19 protein-coding genes are annotated in these 19,575 nt (G+C 68.4%); 9 read left to right on the forward strand and 10 right to left on the reverse strand.

Annotated elements, in window-relative coordinates:
- Window positions 1-112: 112 nt before the first annotated feature.
- The 3 genes from ACUTAG_RS18260 to ACUTAG_RS18270 all read right to left on the reverse strand — a co-directional run bounded on the left by ACUTAG_RS18260 (window position 113) and on the right by ACUTAG_RS18270 (window position 4,039).
- Window positions 113-685 (reverse strand): hypothetical protein, encoded by a 573-nt coding sequence (locus ACUTAG_RS18260; RefSeq protein WP_148317544.1) that lies wholly within the window; start codon window positions 683-685, stop codon window positions 113-115.
- 157 nt (window positions 686-842) lie between these two features.
- Window positions 843-2,039, reverse strand: coding sequence for an ABC transporter substrate-binding protein (locus ACUTAG_RS18265; RefSeq protein WP_148317542.1), 1,197 nt, complete (start codon window positions 2,037-2,039; stop codon window positions 843-845).
- Window positions 2,036-4,039: a SpoIIE family protein phosphatase gene (locus tag ACUTAG_RS18270; RefSeq protein ID WP_054485496.1), complete on the reverse strand. Its 2,004-nt coding sequence runs from the start codon at window positions 4,037-4,039 to the stop codon at window positions 2,036-2,038. The genes ACUTAG_RS18265 and ACUTAG_RS18270 overlap by 4 nt, the downstream gene beginning before the upstream one ends.
- Window positions 4,040-4,148: 109 nt before the next feature.
- On the opposite strand from ACUTAG_RS18270, the gene ACUTAG_RS18275 reads away from it, so the two are divergent.
- Window positions 4,149-6,617: an MFS transporter gene (locus tag ACUTAG_RS18275; protein WP_187378287.1), complete on the forward strand. Its 2,469-nt coding sequence runs from the start codon at window positions 4,149-4,151 to the stop codon at window positions 6,615-6,617.
- A gap of 78 nt (window positions 6,618-6,695) precedes the next feature.
- Here the strand turns inward: ACUTAG_RS18275 and alr are convergent, their stop codons facing one another.
- The gene (gene alr / locus ACUTAG_RS18280) at window positions 6,696-7,841 is read right to left on the reverse strand and encodes an alanine racemase (protein ID WP_148317540.1); all 1,146 of its coding nucleotides are present in this window, start codon (window positions 7,839-7,841) and stop codon (window positions 6,696-6,698) included.
- Window positions 7,842-7,971: 130 nt separating this feature from the next.
- The gene (locus ACUTAG_RS18285) at window positions 7,972-8,403 is read right to left on the reverse strand and encodes an ATP-binding protein (protein WP_054446643.1); all 432 of its coding nucleotides are present in this window, start codon (window positions 8,401-8,403) and stop codon (window positions 7,972-7,974) included.
- Between the two features lie 195 nt (window positions 8,404-8,598).
- Here ACUTAG_RS18285 and ACUTAG_RS18290 point away from each other — a divergent pair, with 195 nt between their 5' ends.
- Window positions 8,599-8,934 (forward strand): STAS domain-containing protein, encoded by a 336-nt coding sequence (locus tag ACUTAG_RS18290; protein WP_006388680.1) that lies wholly within the window; start codon window positions 8,599-8,601, stop codon window positions 8,932-8,934.
- Between the two features lie 42 nt (window positions 8,935-8,976).
- On the opposite strand, the gene ACUTAG_RS18295 is transcribed toward ACUTAG_RS18290, so the two are convergent.
- Window positions 8,977-9,213 carry a hypothetical protein gene (locus ACUTAG_RS18295; RefSeq protein ID WP_026382474.1) on the reverse strand — a complete coding sequence of 79 codons (237 nt, stop codon included), beginning with the start codon at window positions 9,211-9,213 and terminating at the stop codon, window positions 8,977-8,979.
- A gap of 234 nt (window positions 9,214-9,447) precedes the next feature.
- On the opposite strand from ACUTAG_RS18295, the gene ACUTAG_RS18300 reads away from it, so the two are divergent.
- From ACUTAG_RS18300 to ACUTAG_RS18310, 3 genes are all read left to right on the forward strand, one after another.
- Window positions 9,448-10,383, forward strand: coding sequence for an NUDIX hydrolase (locus ACUTAG_RS18300; RefSeq protein ID WP_148317538.1), 936 nt, complete (start codon window positions 9,448-9,450; stop codon window positions 10,381-10,383).
- 84 nt (window positions 10,384-10,467) lie between these two features.
- Window positions 10,468-11,346: a carboxylating nicotinate-nucleotide diphosphorylase gene (nadC, locus tag ACUTAG_RS18305; protein ID WP_006388683.1), complete on the forward strand. Its 879-nt coding sequence runs from the start codon at window positions 10,468-10,470 to the stop codon at window positions 11,344-11,346.
- Window positions 11,347-11,374: 28 nt separating this feature from the next.
- Window positions 11,375-12,361 (forward strand): tripartite tricarboxylate transporter substrate binding protein, encoded by a 987-nt coding sequence (locus tag ACUTAG_RS18310; protein WP_148317536.1) that lies wholly within the window; start codon window positions 11,375-11,377, stop codon window positions 12,359-12,361.
- 75 nt (window positions 12,362-12,436) lie between these two features.
- On the opposite strand, the gene ACUTAG_RS18315 is transcribed toward ACUTAG_RS18310, so the two are convergent.
- Window positions 12,437-13,114 (reverse strand): tellurite resistance TerB family protein, encoded by a 678-nt coding sequence (locus ACUTAG_RS18315; RefSeq protein ID WP_076467589.1) that lies wholly within the window; start codon window positions 13,112-13,114, stop codon window positions 12,437-12,439.
- A 179-nt stretch (window positions 13,115-13,293) separates the two neighbouring features.
- On the opposite strand from ACUTAG_RS18315, the gene ACUTAG_RS18320 reads away from it, so the two are divergent.
- Window positions 13,294-13,692 carry an OsmC family protein gene (locus ACUTAG_RS18320; RefSeq protein WP_020925191.1) on the forward strand — a complete coding sequence of 133 codons (399 nt, stop codon included), beginning with the start codon at window positions 13,294-13,296 and terminating at the stop codon, window positions 13,690-13,692.
- Between the two features lie 73 nt (window positions 13,693-13,765).
- Here ACUTAG_RS18320 and fabI read toward each other — a convergent pair whose 3' ends face one another.
- The 3 genes from fabI to gloB all read right to left on the reverse strand — a co-directional run bounded on the left by fabI (window position 13,766) and on the right by gloB (window position 16,923).
- Complete coding sequence (fabI, locus tag ACUTAG_RS18325; RefSeq protein ID WP_006388687.1) at window positions 13,766-14,551, reverse strand: enoyl-ACP reductase FabI; 786 nt, start codon at window positions 14,549-14,551, stop codon at window positions 13,766-13,768.
- A 124-nt stretch (window positions 14,552-14,675) separates the two neighbouring features.
- On the reverse strand, window positions 14,676-16,094 hold the full coding sequence (locus ACUTAG_RS18330; RefSeq protein ID WP_006388688.1) for a transglycosylase SLT domain-containing protein: 1,419 nt from the start codon (window positions 16,092-16,094) through the stop codon (window positions 14,676-14,678).
- A gap of 7 nt (window positions 16,095-16,101) precedes the next feature.
- A complete protein-coding gene (gene gloB, locus ACUTAG_RS18335) occupies window positions 16,102-16,923 on the reverse strand; it encodes a hydroxyacylglutathione hydrolase (RefSeq protein ID WP_020925188.1) in 822 nt (273 codons plus the stop codon).
- A gap of 20 nt (window positions 16,924-16,943) precedes the next feature.
- On the opposite strand from gloB, the gene ACUTAG_RS18340 reads away from it, so the two are divergent.
- The 3 genes from ACUTAG_RS18340 to ACUTAG_RS18350 all read left to right on the forward strand — a co-directional run bounded on the left by ACUTAG_RS18340 (window position 16,944) and on the right by ACUTAG_RS18350 (window position 19,563).
- Window positions 16,944-17,723 carry a class I SAM-dependent methyltransferase gene (locus ACUTAG_RS18340; protein WP_020925187.1) on the forward strand — a complete coding sequence of 260 codons (780 nt, stop codon included), beginning with the start codon at window positions 16,944-16,946 and terminating at the stop codon, window positions 17,721-17,723.
- A 49-nt stretch (window positions 17,724-17,772) separates the two neighbouring features.
- Window positions 17,773-18,234, forward strand: coding sequence for a ribonuclease HI (gene rnhA, locus ACUTAG_RS18345; protein ID WP_020925186.1), 462 nt, complete (start codon window positions 17,773-17,775; stop codon window positions 18,232-18,234).
- 240 nt (window positions 18,235-18,474) lie between these two features.
- Window positions 18,475-19,563 (forward strand): efflux RND transporter periplasmic adaptor subunit, encoded by a 1,089-nt coding sequence (locus ACUTAG_RS18350; protein ID WP_006388692.1) that lies wholly within the window; start codon window positions 18,475-18,477, stop codon window positions 19,561-19,563.
- The last annotated feature ends 12 nt before the right edge of the window (window positions 19,564-19,575 follow it).

Consider the following 19,575-nt stretch of genomic DNA (forward strand, 5'->3'; position numbering starts at 1 on the left):
CGAAAATCGAAATATTGAGGCAAAAGTAGCGTTTTTTAAGTCAGATATGTAAAAACAAGTAAACCGCGCGCGAGGATATTCCGGGGAGCGGAATCCTCTGCCGGCATGCGCTTCAGGCGGACTTGAGCAGCTCGCGCAGCCAGCCCGCCGCGGTGGCCAGGGAAACCGGGCTGTGGCCGGATTCGGCCGCCTGGTCGAAGCGCGCCTGCATGGCCTGGTCGAGCGCGCCGCGGCGCCCGGCGTCCAGGCCGGAGGGCGCCACGCCGGCGTCGCGACAGGCCTGCTGGAAGGCCGGCGCGTCGTTGGTGGCGGACAGCGCCAGGCGTGTCATGAAATCAACGCCCGACAGGGCGTCGCGCGAGGTTTGCGCCATGTCGAGCGCGAGCGTGACGGTGCGCGCCGACAGCGGCTTGCCCGGATTCGGTTCAAGTCCCAGTTCGCGCGACACCGCGCTGGCGATGCCCTGGCCGTAGCTGCGGGCCAACGCCTGGGCGAACATGCCGGTCGTGTCGACATTGGGCGCCACCCATGCCACGCTGCGGCCGCCGGGCGTGCTGCCCACGCCGAGAACCCGCAGCGTTTCGCCCGCGATGTCGACGTAGACGTCCTCGCCGCTCTGCGCCGCCTGGGCGAAGGCATCGAGAGAGACGAACGGCGATGATGGGGTAACCGATGAAATTGTCATGCAGCCAATAAATCCGGCGTGTCCGAGATCGGGCCCAGAGGAGATTCAACAGCCCCTGTGATTGAGTAACCCGGGTGGCGTTTTAGTTCCGTTGCCACGACACGTATGCGGATTTTATGCGATTGCGCGATTTCAGGCCGGCGCCGGATACAGGGGGTTACCGCGCCTCGTAGACTTCGTCGGCCGCCAGCAGGATATCCACGGGCGGATCGAAGCCGATCACGCGGGCGGTCTGCAGATTCAAGGCGATCTTGGCCGGATCGATCCAGACCTGGCTCAATTCGCGCGCCTTGGCGCCGTTGAAGATGCGCGCCATGGTCTCGGCATAGAACAGGCCGACGTACGAATAGTCGGCCTGCGCCAGGCTCAGCAACAGGCCATGCTTGACCTCTTCGGAACCCAGCATCGAGAAGCTGGGCACCCGCGCCTGCCGCAGGATCTCGGCCACCGTGTCGATCGACGTCGGGGTAACGCCGCGATGCACCGTGACGTAGGCCGCGTCGATCTGCGGCGCCAGCCTGGCATAGCATTCCAGCGCATTGCGGGTGGCCACTTCGGGCGCGATGCCGTTGGAGGGCGCGTTGCAGGTCAGCACCTTGAAACCCTGTTCGCGCGCCACCTGCTCGACCGCCTCGACCGCGCTGTAAGTGCGGCCTTCGGGGCTATCCTCGTATACCAGGCCGAGCCGCTTGAACGGCACGATCTCATGGAACAGGCGCACTTGCCGCTGATAGCGCTCAGGCTGGACGCGCGCGTGCAGATTGTCCAGGCCGCTGTCCTGCGCCGAGCGGGTGATGCGGGCGCCGACCGCATCGCTGGTCGAGGCCACGATCGTAGGCACCGGCGCGCCCAGGCCCGCCATGTCCTGGCCGGCCCAGGTGCCCATGGCGATGATCAGGTCGATGTCCTTCCTGCCCTCCAGGCGCTGCTTGATCGATTCGCGCACGGCGGGCCGCTGCGCGGCGTCGAAGTTGCCCGGCTGCCACCAGGCGTCGCGCACGAATTCCAGCGTGTCGCTGCGGACGTTGTCGGCCAGGTATTCCCACATCTGCCTGCCATTGAGGCCGTCGGGGATGGCGGGAACGGTGATCCAGCCCAGCTTCTGCAGGCCATCGACGGTGACGCGCAGCGTGCGCGGATATTCGCTGTAGTCGCCGCTCTCGAAATAGCCGATGCGCCATTTCCTGCCGTCGGGGCGCATCACCGGCTTGGTGGGGAACACCTGTGGCGTGGCGGCGGGCGGCGCGGCCGCGGCAGGACCGGCGGTGGGGGCCGCCGCCGCGGCCTGGGCCAGGCTCGCGGCGGGCGCCAGCAGGGCCAGGCTCAGCAATAGGGTGCACAGCGATGTCTTCATGGGCGGCGGATCACGATCAATGTGATGTCATCGGATTGCTCCGCGCCGTCGGCGAAGGCCTGCACGTCTTCCAGCAGACGCTTGGCCAGGCTGGCCGCCGGCACGGGGGGATTGGACAGCACGGCCAGCAGGCGCGGGTCGCCGTACTGCGCATTCTGCGGATTGACGGCCTCGGTGATGCCGTCGGTGTAGCCCACGAACATCTCGCCGGGCCCCAGCACGGTCGACAGGCAGCGGTACTCCAGGTTCTCCTGGACGCCGCAGGCGGGGCCGCTGCGGCCTTCCAGCAACCGCACCACGCCGTCCGCGCCCACCACCGCCGGCGGCAGGTGGCCGGCGTTGGCCCATTTGAGTTCGCCGGTGGTCATGTCCAGCACACCGACCAGCAGCGTGACGAACATCATGTTGGGATTGTTTTCGGACAGGCGATTGTTGATCTTCTGCATCATCAACGCCGGGTCGGTCTCGTCCTCGGCGGTGGCGCGGATCAAGGTGCGCGTCACCGCCATGAAGAGTGCCGCCGGCACCCCCTTGTCCGAAACGTCGCCGATGGCCAGGCACAGCCGGCCGTCGGGCAGGGTGAAGTAGTCGTACAGGTCGCCGCCGACTTCCTTGGCCGGCAGCATCACGGCATTCAGGTCGATCTGCTCCCGCGTAAGCGGCGACAGCGGCACCGGTAACAGGCCGAGCTGGATGGCGCGCGCGATATTGAGCTCGCTTTCGAAGCGTTCGCGGGCCGTGGTCTCGCGCATCAGCCGGGAGATGTTCTCGCGCAGCTTGCGGTCCATGAACAGGAACGAGGCCGCCAGCCGGCCGACCTCATCCTTGTGCCTGTCCGGCAGCGCGGCGATGTAGGCGGGCACGCTGGATGCCGCGGTCAGGTCCTGCTCGGGCAGCAGGCGGGCATAGTGGGTCAGCGTTTCCAGCGGGCGCACGATGCGCGCCGCCACCAGCCAGGCGCATACCAGCGCCACCAGCATCATGCCGACGAAGATCAGCGCCTGCCGATTCAGCAGCTCGCGCGCCGGCGCCGTCAGGTCGCTTTCGGGAACCACCGCCACCACGGTCCAGCCCAGCGGCGCGAAGCGGGCGCTGTCGATTTGCCAGGGCCCGTCGCCGCCCTCGAAGCGCAGGCTTTGCAGCGTGCCGCCGCGGTCCTGGCGCGCCAGCAGCGCGCGCAGCGTTTCGCCCTGGCCATCCTTGGCGTCGAGCAGGCCGGCGCGCGCCTCGGGAGGCGCCACGACCATGCGGCCGTCATCGGCCGCGATGAAGATGAAGCCCGATTGCGCCAGCGTCAGTTTCGACAGCGTGTCGCGCACCGAGTTTTCCAATTGCGCGCGGCGCGTCTCGATCTGCTCGATCACATCCTGGGCGCTGTCGGAGATGGCGAAGACCCAGTTCCAGGGACGGAAGTAGCCGAAATAGGCGTAGCGCGTTTCGCCATCGCCACGCTGGGCCGACGGCGGCCAGCGGTAGATGGCAAAGCCATAGCCCGAGCTGCGGCTTTCCTCGAGCAGGGCCTGGGCCAGCGGCCGGTTCTTGAAGTCGGACAGCGACGACAGATCGCGGTCGATCATGTCCGGGTTGCCGCTGGCCAGCACCTGGAAGTCGGCGTCATAGACGAAGGCGTAGCGGCGGTCGTCGAGTTTCAGGCGATTGATCCAGGCGCGCGCCATGCCCTTGGCCGCGCCGGGCGTCATGATGCCGCGCTCGGCCATGTCGGCATAGGCGTTCAGGGCCGCGGCCACCACCGTGCCGCTCTGCATCAACTGCCGCCGGCCGCTGCGCACCGTGGAAATCTTGTCCGCCAGCAGGGCGCCCCAGCGCGCCTCGGCATCCCGCAGCACCAGTTCCATCACGTTGCTGACGGCGTGGCGCTCGCTGTTGACCACCGTGCGCGTGACATTGCGCTGGGTGGTCAGCATCACGAATGCCGCGACCGCCAGGAGCAGCGCTACGACCAGTAGAAAAATCTTGCTACGGAGCGAGCGCAACGACATGGGGGCGATAGGCGGCGGATGAGGTGAAGGCGTGAAATAAGATGCAATTTGCATTAATTGTAAATACCATTGGTGCCCGTGTGTAAATACTTTGCGGCGGCGGGGCCCCATGCGTAGCGAACCAATACAAATAGTGCTCGATGGGTTGCGTCGTCGCCCCGTGCTTGAAGTCACGTTGGCCTGTCTGGCCGTGCTGCTGCTGGCGCAGGCATTGATCGGCGCGCTCAGCCTGTCCGCGCTGAACCGGCTGGTGGTGGATACCACCGCCGACCGCGTCGAGGTGGTGGCGCGCCGCGTCGCCGGCAATATCGAAAACGGCCTGCGCCTTGGCAAGCCGCTTGAACAGTACTTCGGTCTGCGCGACGCGTTGCGCGATGGGGCCGCGGGCTCGCGCGGCGTGCAGGGCGCCGCGGTGCTGCTGGCCGATGGCCAGGCACTGGCCACGCAGGGCGAGCTGCCCGAAGGCGCCGCGCGGTTGGCGCGCACGCTGGATGCGGGCGGCCCGCTCGCGGCGGGCCTGGCGCGCCGTGGCTCCGGCGCCCTGGTCGGCGTTGCCGACGACGGGGTGACGGTGGCCGTGCCGCTGAGCGCCGCGGGCGGCAAGGTGGTGGGTGCCGTGGTGCTGTCCGCCGCCAAGGACGGCGAGGCCAGCCGCCGGCTCATCATCGACAACCTGCAGGTGCTGTTGCTGGTTACGGTGCTGGTCGGATTGGGATTGGCGGCGGTCTTCAAATACGTTGTGCCGCTGACCTCGCTGGCCGCCGGCGGCCGGGCCCGTTTCGTGGTGCCGTTGCTGGCGCTGGTGCTGGCACAGGGCGTGTACGCGGCCTACACCATTTCCACTTTCCGCAGCGGCTGGCTCGACGTGACGCGCAATAACGTCGGCCTGTTGGCCGAGGGCCTGCAGCGCGACCTGAACCGGGTGCTCGGCTATGGGCTGGAAGTGGACCGGCTGCGTGGCGTCGAGGCGCCGTTCAGCCGCCTGGCCGGCACTTTCCCGGCGGTGGCGCAGATCGAACTGGCCGACCGCAACGGCCGCGTCCTCTACGGCGCCGATGCGCGCGGGGCGCTGGACGTGTCGCAGTTGCCCGTGAGCCGGCCGCAGGCCGACGACCTGACGCTGGTGCTGCCCCTTGGCGCGGCACTGGCCGATCCCAAGGCGCATGGCGACCTGGTGCTGCGCCTGTCCGGCGATGTCATCGCCGCGGGCGTGCGCAGTCGTGCGCTGGATGCCGTGACGGTGGTGGCGGTGGCGCTGGTGGCCGCGATCGAGATGCTGTTGCTGCTGGCGCTGCTGATGAACCGCGCCTTCGCCGCGCGCGCCACCCTGGCCGACGGCAGCCGCGTCGGTCCCGACGATGAATCCGAAGTGGGACGCATCGCGCGGCCGGTGATGTTCGGCTTCCTGTTCGCGTGGGCGTTGCCGCTGGGCTTCCTGCCGTTGTATGCGCGCAGCCTGCCGGCCGGCGGCCTGGACCTGCCGGCCAATCTGTTGCTGGCCCTGCCGATCTCGGTGGAAATGGGCTGTGGCCTGCTGACCTCGCTGCTGGCCGGCCGGCTGACCGACCGCAGGGGCTGGCAGGTGCCGGTGCTGGCGGGCCTGGGCGTGTCCGCCGCGGGCATGCTGGCCTGCGCCGCCGCCGCCAATCTGCTGATGTTCAGCGCCGCGCGCGGCCTGGTGGGCCTGGGCTACGGCCTGACGTGGATGGGGCTGCAGGGCTTCATCGTGACACGCAGCCCGCCGCAGTATCGTGGCCGCAACATGACCGGCGTGATCGCCGGCCTGTTCGCCGGGCACCTGTCTGGCGCCGCGGTGGGCGCGATGCTGATGGAGCAGGTGGGCTTTCGCGCCGTCTTCGCGGTGGGCGCGGTGATGCTGGCGATGCCGCTGGCGGGCGTGTTGGTGCTGATGCGCCCCTACATGGACCGCGGGCGCAAGCTGGCCGCCCAGGCGGCGGGACGCGTCCACGCGCATTTCACCGATACCTTGCGCCTGCTTTGCACGTGCGACTTCGGCCTGTTGCTGCTGGGCAGCGTGATTCCGTTCTCGATCGCCCAGGTCGGCCTGCTGTCCTTCGCCTTGCCGCTCTATCTCGAAGCCGAAGGCGTGGCCGCGTCCAGCATCGGCCGGGTGCTGATGATCTATGGCCTGTGCGTCATCTACGTCGGGCCGCTGATGGGGCGGGTGGTGGATCGCAGCAGCATCAAGAAAAGCTGGATCGTGCTGGGCGGCCTGGTGGGCAGCGCCGGCATGCTGGGCCTGTACTTCAACAGTGGCCTGCTGGCCGCCGCCGCCGCGGTGCTGCTGCTGGCGCTGGCGAGCTGCTTCGCCGGTGCGTCGCAATCGCCCTACATGCTGGCCCTGCCGGATGTGCAGCGCTACGGCGCCGCGGGCGCCACCAGCGTCATGCGGGCTGCCGACAAGCTGGGCCAGATGGCCGGTCCGCTGGTGGTCGGCGCGATGTTCGGCGCCGCCGGCATGGGCGCGGGCCTGGCCGCGACCGGCGTGATCTACCTGGGCGCGACGCTGGTGTTCCTGTTGTTCGCGCCGGCCAGGCCGCGCGAAGAAACGGCCTGACGCCGGCGACGGAACCGCCGTGGCGCGCCGCGCCGCGGCTTGCGTCGGGGAGGCGCCGCGTGTCCTGGGCGCCGTCATTCAGCGCGTGGCGCCGGCCAGCGCCACCGGCACGCGCGCGCTCAAGCCAGTCAGCAATTGCGCGGCGATGGTGCCCGCGGCCATCGCCACTTCTTCGACCGGCGGGCCGTCCGCGCCCCACAGCGTCACGGGGGAACCGATGGCGGCTTGCGGGATGGGATCCAGGTCCACCGCCATCATGTCCATGGACACGCGTCCAAGCAGGCGGGTGCGCACGCCGGCCACCATCACCGGCGTGCCGGTGGGCGCATGGCGCGGATAGCCGTCGGCATAGCCGCAGGTAACGATGCCGACGGCCATGGTCGCCGGCGCCACGAAGGCGCCGCTGTAGCCGACGCCGGCGCCGGCCCGCACGCGCTGGATGCCGACCACCTGCGAGTGCAGCGACATTGCGGGCCGCAATGCCAACTGTGCCGCGCTGCGGTCGGCGAAGGGACTGGCGCCATACAGTGCCAGGCCGGGGCGCACCCATTGCGTGCCGGCGGCCAGGCCGGCGTGCCCCAGCACGGCGGCGGAATTGCTGGTGGACACCGGGCCCGGCAATCCGCGGACCACCTCGCGGAAGTGCGCGTCGGCCTGGTCGACGCCGTCGGCTTCATCGGCGCGGGCGTAGTGGTTCAAGTGGCCGATTTCGCCGACCAGGCCGCGCGCGGCCAGCTGCCGGGCCTGTTCGAAGGCGGCGCGATAGTCGTCCGCGCAGAAGCCGGTGTGATGGATGTCTCCGGCGAAACGCAGCCAGATCGCCGGCCGCTCGCGCGCCGGCGATTGCGCCAGCCATTGCAGCTGCGCGGCGTGGGTGATGACCAGGTGCAGGTCCGGCGTGTCCAGCAACAAGGTGTCGGCGGGAGAGTACAGGCCGCCATAGACCAGCACCGGTCCGTTCCATCCGAGTTGCCGGCAGGCGCGGGCTTCGTCCAGGTGCAGCACGGCCAGGCCGTCGGCGTCGCGCAGGGCCGGCAGCACGCGCGCCAGGCCGTGGCCGTAGGCATCGGCTTTCACCGTGGCCCACAGCCGTGGCGCGTCGCTGTCCGGCAACGCGGCGCGCAAGCGCGCGAGGTTGTGGGCCACGGCGCTCGCGTCGACGCGGGCATGCAGGGGGCGGGCAAGCAATCCTTCTGGACGATAGGGAGCGTTCACGGGCGGCATCTGAGCGGGGGCCACGCGCAACCGGCGCGCAGTCTATGCATGAGTGACAGATCACCGGGTTTCGTTCGGTACTTTCTGTCTATGCATTGCAAGTTGTCGATAGCGCGTCTTGATGGGACGCGCCGGTGAGTCACGCGGCGCGCATCACGAGGGTCAGGCGATTGCGGCCGCCGTCGCGCGTGTAGCGCAGGTCGTGCAGATAGTGCTGCATCAGCCGCACGCCATGGCCGCCGATCTCGGCGTCGTCGAGCGTAGCGGCCAATGGGGGAGGCGCTGTCTTGGTGGGATCGTACGGTCGGCCATTGTCGATTATCTCCAGCGATATCCATCCGTCATCCTGGCGGCAGGCCAGGTTGACGCGGGCAGGATCGGGCGCGAGCAGGGGATCGTCGAAAGCATACGAAACGATGTTCGTCAGCGCTTCGTCCAGGCTCAAGGACAGACCGAAGCTCAGCTTGGGTGACCAGCCGTCGCGCTCGGCGATGGCCTCCAGCCATTCGATGGCGGAAGCGACGGCGCGGGCGTCGGGGACGAGGTCAAGCGTATCGGGCTGAGAGGGCATGGTCGCCTTGCGTTCAGTGGTACACGTGCAGGTGGAAGTATGCCCGAATGCGCGCCGACGGCGTACCGGCAGGCTATGGCGCGCGCGTTTTGAAGTTTGCGTTTGGCTGCGCGGGCGCCTCGCGTATCATCTCGGCATCGCGCCGCCGCCCGCAAGCGCCGGGATCGGGGCGCCGGTCAATTTCCGGGAACCACTATGAATCTCGCAATCGAGAAAGTCGGGGAAGTGCTGGTTGTCTCGCCCGAAGGGCAGATCAACAGCGGCAACGCCGCGGGCATCGAAGCGGACCTGTTGTCGCACGTGGAAAAGGGCGAGCACCGCTTCGTGCTCGACATGTCGAACCTGAACTACATCTCCAGCGCCGGGCTGCGCGTGGTGCTGGTGCTGGCCAAGCGCCTGAAGCAGAGCGCCGGCGCGCTGGCGCTGTGCGCGATGCAGCCGCACGTGCGCGAGGTGTTCGACATCAGCGGGTTCCTGGCCATCCTGACGGTGGTCGACACGCGCCAGGAAGCGGTGGCCAAGGTCGGCTGACGGCCCGCGCGCGGCGCCCCGGCCGGGGGGGGGCGCGCAGCCTCAGGGCTTGCGGTTTTCGTACGAGGTATCGAGCAGATCGTCCTCCGGCGTGATGATGCCGGGATCTCCGGGTGGCTCGATGGCGCGGCCCTGCCGTGGCATGCCGGCGACCGTGGGACTCTGGTCGGGCATCGGCAGCACGCCGGTGCCCTTGCGGGGGTCGACGGTGGCAGCCTTGTCCTTGGCCGGTTCCGGTTTGGTCGCGGCGGCGGAAGAATCGATGACGGTTTTCAGCATGATGACGTCTCCGGTTGTGGGCGTCCCAGGATGGCGACGCGCCGGGGATTTCCCTTCATCTTAGGGCCGCCATCGGCCCGCGGCGCCATTTGCGTTGTCACGTTTGCAAGGGGCTGTTGCAGCGTCCTGGCCCTTATAATGCCGAGCGCGTTGCGACGTTGCCAGACCACGAATGTCCTGGCCTCGCGACCTCCCTCCACAGCGCCCGGTTTCCTTCATTTCCAGCCATCCACCTTGACCGAATCCGTCGAACGCTCCGTCCATGCCGAACTCGTCGCCGTCCTGGTCGCCGTCACCAACGGCGAGCCGCGCGTCCTGACCACCGATGACGCGCGCGCCTTGCCGGCGGGGCCTTTCGAACTCTCGCACCGTTCGCTGCAAGCGGGCTTGCGGGCGTGGGTGGAGGCGCAGACGCATCATCCCCTGGGCTACGTCGAGCAGCTCTATACCTTCGCCGACGGCGATCGTTCCGACGAGTCGGGTGCGCGGGTCATGTCCGTCAGTTATCTCGGCCTGACTCGCGAGGCGGGCGAGACCGGCGTGGCGCAGGTCGGTTGGCAGGACTGGTACCGCTATTTCCCGTGGGAAGACCGGCGCGCGGGCACGCCCTCGGTGCTGGACGAACTGATCGTGCCACGCCTGCGGGCGTGGTGTGAAGGCGCTTCCGACACCGCCATGCGCAACCGCTGCAGCCAGCGCGTTGCCATCACCTTCGGCCTCGATGGCGCTGCCTGGAACGAAGACATGGTGCTGCAACGCTACGAGCTGCTGTTCGAGGCCGGCCTGGTGCCCGAGGCGGCGCGACGTCAGGCGGCGGGACAGGCCGCGGCGCTGCCGGGCGAGCCGATGCGCCATGACCACCGCCGCATCCTGGCCACTGGGATCGCGCGGCTGCGCGCCAAGATCAAGTACCGGCCGGTGGTGTTCGAACTCATGCCGGCGCAGTTCACGCTGCTGCAGTTGCAGCAGGCCGTCGAGGCCCTGGCCGGACGCGGCCTGCACAAGCAGAACTTCCGGCGCCTGATCGAGCAGCAGGCGCTGGTGGAAGAGACCGGCGAAATGGCAACCGGCACGGCCGGTCGTCCGGCCAAACTGTTCCGCTTCCGCCGCGACGTGCTGCTCGAGCGCGCCATCGCCGGCAGCAAGTTGCCCTTGTCGCGCGCCCTCTGACGCTTGACAAACGCATATACTCATCTTTAGCATAAGTGCATGCGCAATTGGAGCGCGCCTTTTTTTAACCAACAAATACTCAAAATGAGCATTAATGCTGAAGCCCCGTTCGCCCGATTGACCATTCCCTCCCTGCCGGATGTCATGCTGGAGCCGCTGGTGCGCGCGGCCCTGCTCGAAGACCTGGGACGGGCCGGAGACCTGACCACCGACGCCATCGTGCCGGCCGATGCCGTGGCGCAGACGCGCTTGGTGGCGCGCCAGGATGGCGTGCTGGCCGGTCTTGACCTGGCGCGCCTGGCGTTTCGCGCATTGGACCCCGCCATGGAGTTTCGCGTGGCGCAACGCGATGGCGCCGAGCTGGCGCCCGGCACCGAAATCGCGACCATCCGTGGCAACGCCCGCGCCATGCTCAGCGCCGAGCGGGTGGCGCTGAACTTCCTGTGCCACCTGAGCGGCGTGGCCACCGCAACGGCTTCGATCGCCCGCGCCATCGCCGGCCACGGCGCCCGCGTCACCTGCACCCGCAAGACCATGCCGGGCCTGCGCGCGGTGCAGAAGTACGCGGTGCGGGTGGGCGGCGGCAGCAACCACCGCTACGGCCTGGACGACGCCGTGCTGATCAAGGACAACCACATCGCGTTGGCCGGCAGCGTCGAGACCGCGGTGCAGCGGGCCCGCGCCAGCGTCGGCCACATGGTCAAGATCGAGCTGGAAGTGGACACGCTGGCGCAGCTGGAAACCGCGCTGGCGCTGGGCGTGGACGTGGTGCTGCTGGACAACATGAGCCTGGACGAATTGCGCCAGGCGGTTGCCATGGCGCGCGGCCGCGCCATTACCGAAGCCTCCGGCCGCATCACGCCCGACACCGCCGCCGCGGTGGCCGCCACCGGTGTCGACCAGATCGCCGTCGGTTGGGTGACGCACAGCGCCAAGGTGCTCGATATCGGACTGGACGCCTGAGTCCGGCCTTTTGCCAGGGATACGCATCATGAAACGCGCCCTTCGATTTTGCTTGCTGCCGCTGGCCCTGGCGCTGGGTGCCTGCGGCAATCCGCCATCCGGCGATCCCGTCGCGGACGCGACCTATCCGACCCGCCCCATCACCATCGTGGTGACCTTCCCGCCTGGCGGCGGCACCGACCTGTTGGCGCGGCGGCTGGGCGCCGACCTGCAGGAACAGTTCGGCCAGCCGGTGGTGGTCGAGAACAGGCCGGGCGCCAGCGGCAACATCGGCGCCCGCGTGGTCGCCGAATCGCCGCCCGACGGCTACACCTTGTTGATGGTCAACAGTTCGTTCGCGATCAACCCCGGTGTGTACCGCAGCCTGGGATTTGCGCCCAGGCGCGACTTCACGGCGGTGATGAATGTGGCGTTCGTGCCATCCGTGTTCGTGGTGCCGGCGGCCTCGCCGTTGCGCACGCTGGATGACGCGCTCAACGCGGCCCGACCCGAGCGTTCGCTGCCGTTTGCCTCCTGCGGCAACGGCACGCCGCAGCACCTGGCGGGTGAAATGCTGGCGCGGGCCACGGGCGCGCCCTTGCAGCAGGTGCCCTACAAGGGCTGCGGTCCGGCCCTGACCGATGTGATGTCCGGCCAGGTCGGCATGGGCGTGGTCACGGCGTCCAGCGCCGCGCCCTTGATCGCGGCGGGCCGCCTGCGCGCGCTGGCGGTGACGTCGCCGCAGCGTTCGCCCTTGCTGCCGGCCGTGCCGACCGTGGCCGAGCAAGGCATCAGCGGCTACGCGCTGGACCAATGGCACGGCCTGCTGGCTCCGGCCGCCACGCCGCCGGCGGTCGTGGCGAGGCTGAACGCCACGCTGGCGCGCATCATGCTGCGGCCCGACGTGCAGGCGGCATTGCGCGAGCAGGGCTTCACGCCGACGACGAGCTCGCCAGGCGCGTTCCAGGACATGATCAACGCCGATATCGACCGCTACACGGCGCTGACTGCCGCAATCGGCCTGCATGCCGATTGACAGGACATGAAAACGGCGGGGCCGGCGGTTGTGCCGCTGGCCCCGCCGCTGCGGGCTGGCGCGACGCGCCCGCCGTCAGCCTGCCGCGCGCGCGTGCTGTTCCAGCTGTTCCTTCAGCCCCGGTTGCAGCTTGAGCTGGCGCGCCAGTTCGTCCAGGTAGGCGCGCTCCATGTAGCTTTCCTCGTCGACCACCAGCAGGCTGGCCAGGTACATTTCGGCGGCCATTTCCGGTGTCTTGGCCGACTGCGCGATCACGGCGGGATCGAGCGGGCGCGACAACTCGGTTTCGAGCCAGCGACGGTCCTGCGCATCGCTGGACAGTTTGGCCAACTCGGTTTCCAGCAGGGCGCGTTCTTCAGGCCCGATATGACCGTCGGCCTTGGCCGCCCCGATCATCGCGGTCAGCACCGCCGTGCTGTGCTGTTCGGCCTCGGGCGCGGGCAGGCGGTCCAGCGTCTGCGGCGGGGCGGCGGGCGCCCCGGCCTGCTTGCGCTGCCAGTCGCCATAGGCGCGGTAGGCCAGGGCGCCAAGCGCGGCCATGCCGCCGTACATGGCGACCTTGCCGCCGATCTTGCGGGCCTTCTTGCTGCCCAGCAGCAGGCCCAGCGCCCCGGCGCCCAGGGCGCCGCCGCCCAACCCGGTCAGGAAGGACGATCCTTTGCCGCCCGTGGCTCCCTGCACCTTGGAACCGGCGTCGGCCAGCAGGCCCTGGCCGGATTGCAGTAATTGGTCTAGAAGTTGTCTGGCGCTCATGCGGTCTTCCTGTTGAATGCAAACGATCTTGCGGACAGCAATATCCGACCAGCGCCGAGGCTGGAAGTTCAGCTTACAGTCAGAAATGAGTGTTGCGGAAGCCCGATAGCCGGCCGCGGATGCTACAAACGGGGCAGGAGCGGCCCGTCGTGCCGCCCGCAACGCGAGGAACCCCGCCCATGACCATCCACGTGCGCCAGAACGCGCCCAAGACCCTGCAGTTCACCGCCACGGCCGAAGGCCACGACCTGCCGCTGGACATGCCGCAGCCGCAAGGCGCGGGCCCCGATCCCCACGATTACTTCGATACGGCGCTGGGCGGCTGCAAGGCCATGACGCTGATGGTCTACGCGCAGCGCAAGGGGCTGCCGCTGGAGTCGGTGGGCGTTGACGTGGTGCGCGATGCCAGCGAGGAACGCAAGGGCGTCTATCGCCTGACCGCCAAGCTCACCTTGCATGGCGAACTGTCGGACGCGCAGATCGACGAATTGCTGGCGGTGGCCGAGAAATGCCCGATCCACAAACTGATGACCGCGGTGGACGTGCAGGTGTCCACGCTGGTGGTGCGGCCGGCCTGAGGCGCCGGCAGCCCGGGCGGAAGACCCGCCCGGGGCGCAACGGCCGGGCGGCGCGCCCGGCCCGCCAACGGAATTACTCTTCCATGCCCGGGACGATGGTCGAGAAACCGGCGTCCACGTGGGTGATTTCGCCGGTGACGCCGGCGGCCAGGTCCGACAGCATGAACGCGGCGACGTTGCCGACGTCATCGATGGTGACGTTGCGGCGCAGCGGCGCCTGGGCCTCGACGAACTTCAGGATGGCCGAGAAGTCCTTGATGCCGCTGGCGGCCAGCGTCTTGATCGGGCCGGCCGAAATGCCGTTGGCGCGGATGCCGCGCGGACCCAGCGCCGTGGCCAGGTAGCGCACGCTGGCTTCGAGCGAGGCCTTGGCCAGGCCCATGGTGTTGTAGTTGGGCACCACGCGTTCGGCGCCCAGGTAGGTCAGCGTCAGCACAGAGCCGTTGCGGCCTTCCATCAGCGGCAGCGCGGCCTTGGCCATCGCGGCGAAGCTGTAGGCGGAAATGTCATGGGCGATGCGGAAGCCTTCGCGCGACAGGCCATCCAGGAAATTGCCGGCGATGGCTTCGCGCGGCGCGAAACCGATCGAGTGCACCAGGCCGTCCAGGCCGTCCCAGCGCTTGGCCAGCTCGGTGAAGGTGGCTTCGATCTGGCTGTCTTCGGCGACGTCGCAGGGCAGCACGATGTCGCTGCCGAACTCGGCGGCGAATTCGGCCACGCGGTCCTTGAAGCGGTCGCCGACGTAGGTGAAGGCCAGTTCGGCGCCCTGCTGATGGCAGGCGCGCGCGATGCCGTAGGCGATGGAGCGGTTGGAAAGCACCCCGGTGACCAGGATGCGTTTGCCGGCGAGAAAGCCCATGTGTGTGATTCCTTTGATTTTTTCCTGCTGGAGACCGCCTATTTTAAGGAGTTTGGCGGTTTCGCGGACAAAACAGAGCGGCGCCCTTGCGGGCGCCGCTGCATGAAGCGTATCGATCGCGGGGTCAGCCGCGGGCGTTGGTGCCCGGCACGCGCAGCTGGGTGCCGATCTTGAGCGCGCTGCCCTTGAGGTTGTTCAGGGCGCGCAGCGCGTCCACCGAGGTGCCGTATTGCTTGGCCAGCGAGAACAGCGTGTCGCCCTGGCGCACCTTGTGGGTGCGCACGTTGGGACGGGCATTGGCCCCGCGGGCGGCGGGCGCGGCGGCCTTGCCGCGCGGCGCCGGCGTCTTGCCGGTGCTGACGGGAGCCGAATCCAGCGCGCCCACCGGCGCGGCCAGCGAGGCCAGCTGCACGCCGCCGGTGCCCGGGTCGCCCGGCACCAGCAGCGACTGGCCCGACGCTACCTTCTGGCGCGAGCCTATGTCGTTGGTTTCGCGCAGCTTGGCTTCGGTCACGCCAAAACGCTTGGCGATCGAGGCGTAGGATTCGCCGCGGCGCGAGTGGTAGACCTTCCAGGCGCTCAGGTCGCCCTTGTAGTTGGTCAGGTTGGCGTTGAAGATCTCGACGCGGTCGGCCGGCAGCAGCAGGGTGGGGGCGTGGTCGCCGCGGATCACCGGGCGGTTGAACGACGGGTTCAACGCCTTGAATTCGTCCAGCGGCATCTCGGCCAGCTTGGCGGCGATTTCCAGATCGATGTCGCTGTTCTTCTGCACCGTCACGAAGTAGGGCGTGTTGCCGACCGGCGGCAGCGCCACCGCGTAGCGCTGCGGGTCGGCGATGATGTTCTTGATGGCCTGCAGCTTGGGCACGTAGTTGCGGGTCTCGTCCGGCATGTTCAGGGACAGGTAGTCCGTGGGCTGGCCGGCGGCCTCGTTCTTGGCCATGGCGCGCTGCACCGAGCCTTCGCCCCAGTTGTACGAGGCCAGCGCCAGGTACCAGTCGCCCTGCATCTCGAACAGCTTTTCAAGGTAGTCCAGCGCCGCGTTGGTCGAGGCGATGGGGTCGCGGCGCTCGTCGCGCCACCAGTCCTGCTTCAGGTTGAAGTGCTGGCCGGTGGCCGGCACGAACTGCCACAGGCCCGAGGCCTGGGCGCGCGACAGCGCGGTGGGGTTGTAGGCGCTTTCGACGAAAGGCAGCAGCGCCAGCTCGGTCGGCAGGCCGCGCCGGTTGATCTCGTCGACGATGAAATACAGGTACTTGCCGGCGCGCTCGGCCATGCGCTGCACCGCCTCGGGGTGGGACGCGTAGTAGTCGGTCCACTGCTGCGAGAGGTCGGTGTTCAGGTTGGGGATGGCGAAGCCGCGGCGGATGCGGTCCCAGGCGTCGACCGGCGGATTGGTCAGGTCGACCGTGCGGGACGTGTCGCGGGCGATGTAGCGCCCTTGGGAATTGGTGGTGAGGTTCTTGCTGTCGTGGGATTTGGTTCCTGCGCAACCGGCGAGGACTGCCAGCAGAAGTGGCAGAAGGAGTCGGGAGAAATTCATCGGGCGGTCACTTGAAATCGTTCTTCCATTCACGAAGGGAGGCAAAAACCTCTACCGGCGTCGGGTGGTCGTGGCCGGCCCAGTTGTCTGCGGCGCGGACGACGTCAGCTTGCTGCGTACGCAAAAACGGATTGGTCGCGCGTTCCTGGCCGATGGTCGACGGAAGCGTGGGGAGACCTTCTGCGCGTAATTGCCGGGCCCGCTGATACCACTGTTGCAGGGTGCGGTTGGCGGGTTCGACCGCCATGGCCCAGCGCAAGTTCGCTAGAGTGTACTCGTGTGCGCAAAAAACCTGTGTATCTGGCGGTAAAACAGAAAATTTTTCCAAAGAATCAGACATTTGCGCGGGAGTGCCCTCGAAAAGCCGGCCACAGCCCCCGGCAAACAGGGTGTCGCCACAGAACAGCACAGGCTGTTTTCCCGCCGCCCGCCCGGTGTAGGCGATGTGGCCGGCGGTATGTCCCGGCACGTCCAGCACGGCCAGGTCCAGGTCCAGTTCGGGCAGCACCACGCGGTCGCCTTCGACCAGCGGCACGTCGCAGCGCGGCAATTTTTCGCGCGCCGGGCCGTACACCGTGATGTCGCCGATGCGGGACAATTCGAGAACACCGCCCACATGGTCGCCATGATGGTGCGTGAGTAGAATGGCGCGCAGTCGCAGGCCTTCGCGGGCCAGCCATTGCAGCACCGGGCCGGCTTCGCCCGGGTCGACCACGGCGGCCTGGCCGTCGCGGACGATGGCCCAGATATAGTTGTCGGTGAAGGCGGGCAGGGGCAAGACCGCGGCATTGCGTTCGCGGCCGCCTGCGGGGGCGGTCAAGGCTTGCATGGGATTCGAAGGAATAAGACGTGGCAGAAGAGACTCCGCCGATTGTAGAACTGGCCGAATGGTTCCAGACTCCGCCAGGGCAATACGCCCTGGCCTGGGAGCGCGCGCAGTTCGACGCGGCGGTGGCGGACGTCTTTGGATATTACGCCTGGCAGGTCGGCCTGGCCGACCTGAACCTGCTGCGCGCCAACCGCATGCCCTTCAAGGGGTATGTCGGCACCGAAACCCCGACCGCCGAAAGCATCGCCGGTTGGCAGTCGCGGGTGGTGCTGGCGCAGCCCGAGGCGCTGCCGTTCGAATCGCAGAGCGTGGACCTGCTGATCCTGCCGCACGCCTTCGAATGCACCAGCGAGCCGCACAACGTGCTGCGCGAGGTCGAGCGCGTGCTGGTGCCGGAAGGGCGCGTGGTGATCTCCGGCTTCAATCCCTGGAGCATGTGGGGCGCGCGCACCCGCATGCCGGGCATGGAGCCCTGGCTGCCGCAACCGCCGTCGTCGCAGGTGTCGCTGCCGCGCCTGAAAGACTGGTTCAAGCTGCTGTCGCTCGAGGTCGAGCAAAGCCACTTTGGCTGCTACGCGCCGGCTTGCCGCAGCGAAAAATGGCTGCAGCGCTGGGGCTTCCTCGAATCGGCCGGCGCGCGTTGGTGGAGCGTGGGCGGCGCGGTCTACCTGGTGTCGGCGGTCAAGCGCGTGGCCGGCATGCGTATCATCGGCCCGGCCTGGAAGACCAAGCCCAAGCGGGCCCGCGCCGCGTCGGTGGTGGTCAACCGCCAGGCCGACGACGGCTTCGACCGCTCCTGAGCGGCCCGCCGCATTCACATCGAGAGTACAAGGACATACAAGCAGCACCATGCAGGACAACAACGCGAACGACCAGAAAGTGGAAATGTGGACCGACGGCGCCTGCAAGGGCAATCCCGGTCCGGGCGGCTGGGGGGTGCTGATGCGCGCCGGCGTGCACGAAAAGACCATGCACGGCGGCGAGGCCCAGACCACCAACAACCGCATGGAACTGCTGGCCGTGATCGAGGGGCTGCGCGCGCTCAAGCGTCCCTGCGCGGTCACCATCCACACCGACTCCCAGTACGTCATGAAAGGCATGACCGAATGGCTGGCCAACTGGAAGCGGCGCGGCTGGATGACGGCCGACAAGAAGCCGGTCAAGAATGCCGAGCTGTGGCAGTCCCTGGATGAGCAGGTGCGCCGTCACACCGTGTCGTGGCGCTGGGTGCGTGGCCATGCCGGCGATCCCGGCAACGAGCGCGCCGACCAATTGGCCAACCAGGGCGTCGAGTCGGTCCGACGCGGCTGAACGACCCGCCGGGGCGCCGCGGCGTCCGCCAACGGCTCTGTGTTTTCACCGATGCGGGCGCGCTGCGGCGGCCTGCCGCATCGGGAAATACCCTGGGTCGGCCGGTTTAGTGCTTTCAGTGCGCTTCAGGATTGTTCCAGGTTGTAAATCCGGTGCTAAAGTGCCAACCCTTGATCCTGTTCCTGCGGCGCCGTCCCAGCGGGGGATGCCTGGCACGCGCCGCGATACCGCCACATTCGCATGAAAAAAGCAGCATTGCTGGCCGCTATCGCGGCGGGAGTGGCCGCGGGGGCCGCTCTGGGCGTATTCGTGCCGCGCTGGCTCGCGCCGGTCGCCACGCAGGCGGCCAGCGCCGCCGCGCCCGCCCAACCCGTCTCCAAGGCGGCTCCAGTGCGGGTCGAAGTCTCCGCCGTCACGGAAATTCCGTTCGCCCGCGGCCTGTCGGCGGTGGGCAGCCTGCGCTCGGATGAGGCCGTGATGCTGCGGCCCGAAGTGGCCGGCCGGATCCAGTCGATCGAATTCAAGGAAGGCCAGCCGGTCAAGCGTGGCCAGGCGCTGATCCGCCTGGATGATTCCGTGCCGCGCGCCGAACTGGCGCAGGCCCGTGCCAACCTGGCGCTGGCGCAGAGCCACTATCGCCGCGCCGTGGCGCTGCAGGCCAAGGGCTTCGTCAGCCAGCAGGCGCGCGACGAGTCGGCCAGCACGCTCAAGGTGCAGGAGGCCGCGGTGGCGCTGGCGCAGGCGCGCCTGGACAAGATGACCATCAGCGCGCCGTTCGCCGGTTTCGCCGGCCTGCGCAGCGTGTCGGTGGGCGACTACGTCAACCAGGGCCAGGACCTGGCGCCGCTGGAAGCGATCGACCCGCTCAAGGTGGATTTCCGCGTGCCCGAGATGTATCTCAGCAAGGTCGGCGTGGGGCAGCAGCTGACGCTGCGCCTGGATGCCTTGCCAGGCCAGGAACGCCCCGGCCTGGTGTACGCGGTCAGCCCGCTGGTCGATGCGGGCGGGCGCTCCATCCTGCTGCGCGCCACCGTGGCCAACGCCGATTCGCTGCTACGCCCGGGCATGTTCGCGCGCGTGCAGTTGCTGTTCAACCAGGACAAGGCGCTGGTCGCGCCCGAGGCGGCGCTGTCGCCGTCCGGCGAGACGCAGTACGTATACCGCGTCAAGGACGGCGTGGCCGAGCGCCGCGAAGTCACCATCGGCGAGCGCCGTGAAGGCAAGGTCGAGATCCTGACGGGCGTGGCTGCGGGCGACCAACTGGTGGTCTCCGGACTGCAGCGCGTCACCGACGGCGGCCCGGTGCAGGTCGTCAACAACGGCGCCTGACGCCACTATCCC

The organism is Achromobacter sp. CSND-B12 (assembly GCF_052906545.1).

What these genes read in the sequence shown, in the direction of transcription:
- ACUTAG_RS18285 (WP_054446643.1), bottom strand. Translation starts at nt 8,403, where the DNA reads ATGCCCTCTCAGCCCGATACGCTTGACCTCGTCCCCGACGCCCGCGCC.
- ACUTAG_RS18315 (WP_076467589.1), bottom strand. Translation starts at nt 13,114, where the DNA reads ATGAGCGCCAGACAACTTCTAGACCAATTACTGCAATCCGGCCAGGGC.
- ACUTAG_RS18260 (WP_148317544.1), bottom strand. Translation starts at nt 685, where the DNA reads ATGACAATTTCATCGGTTACCCCATCATCGCCGTTCGTCTCTCTCGAT.
- ACUTAG_RS18295 (WP_026382474.1), bottom strand. Translation starts at nt 9,213, where the DNA reads ATGCTGAAAACCGTCATCGATTCTTCCGCCGCCGCGACCAAACCGGAA.
- nadC (WP_006388683.1), top strand. Translation starts at nt 10,468, where the DNA reads ATGAGCATTAATGCTGAAGCCCCGTTCGCCCGATTGACCATTCCCTCC.
- alr (WP_148317540.1), bottom strand. Translation starts at nt 7,841, where the DNA reads ATGCCGCCCGTGAACGCTCCCTATCGTCCAGAAGGATTGCTTGCCCGC.
- fabI (WP_006388687.1), bottom strand. Translation starts at nt 14,551, where the DNA reads ATGGGCTTTCTCGCCGGCAAACGCATCCTGGTCACCGGGGTGCTTTCC.
- ACUTAG_RS18265 (WP_148317542.1), bottom strand. Translation starts at nt 2,039, where the DNA reads ATGAAGACATCGCTGTGCACCCTATTGCTGAGCCTGGCCCTGCTGGCG.
- ACUTAG_RS18350 (WP_006388692.1), top strand. Translation starts at nt 18,475, where the DNA reads ATGAAAAAAGCAGCATTGCTGGCCGCTATCGCGGCGGGAGTGGCCGCG.
- ACUTAG_RS18270 (WP_054485496.1), bottom strand. Translation starts at nt 4,039, where the DNA reads ATGTCGTTGCGCTCGCTCCGTAGCAAGATTTTTCTACTGGTCGTAGCG.
- ACUTAG_RS18310 (WP_148317536.1), top strand. Translation starts at nt 11,375, where the DNA reads ATGAAACGCGCCCTTCGATTTTGCTTGCTGCCGCTGGCCCTGGCGCTG.
- ACUTAG_RS18320 (WP_020925191.1), top strand. Translation starts at nt 13,294, where the DNA reads ATGACCATCCACGTGCGCCAGAACGCGCCCAAGACCCTGCAGTTCACC.
- rnhA (WP_020925186.1), top strand. Translation starts at nt 17,773, where the DNA reads ATGCAGGACAACAACGCGAACGACCAGAAAGTGGAAATGTGGACCGAC.
- ACUTAG_RS18330 (WP_006388688.1), bottom strand. Translation starts at nt 16,094, where the DNA reads ATGAATTTCTCCCGACTCCTTCTGCCACTTCTGCTGGCAGTCCTCGCC.
- gloB (WP_020925188.1), bottom strand. Translation starts at nt 16,923, where the DNA reads ATGCAAGCCTTGACCGCCCCCGCAGGCGGCCGCGAACGCAATGCCGCG.
- ACUTAG_RS18290 (WP_006388680.1), top strand. Translation starts at nt 8,599, where the DNA reads ATGAATCTCGCAATCGAGAAAGTCGGGGAAGTGCTGGTTGTCTCGCCC.
- ACUTAG_RS18275 (WP_187378287.1), top strand. Translation starts at nt 4,149, where the DNA reads ATGCGTAGCGAACCAATACAAATAGTGCTCGATGGGTTGCGTCGTCGC.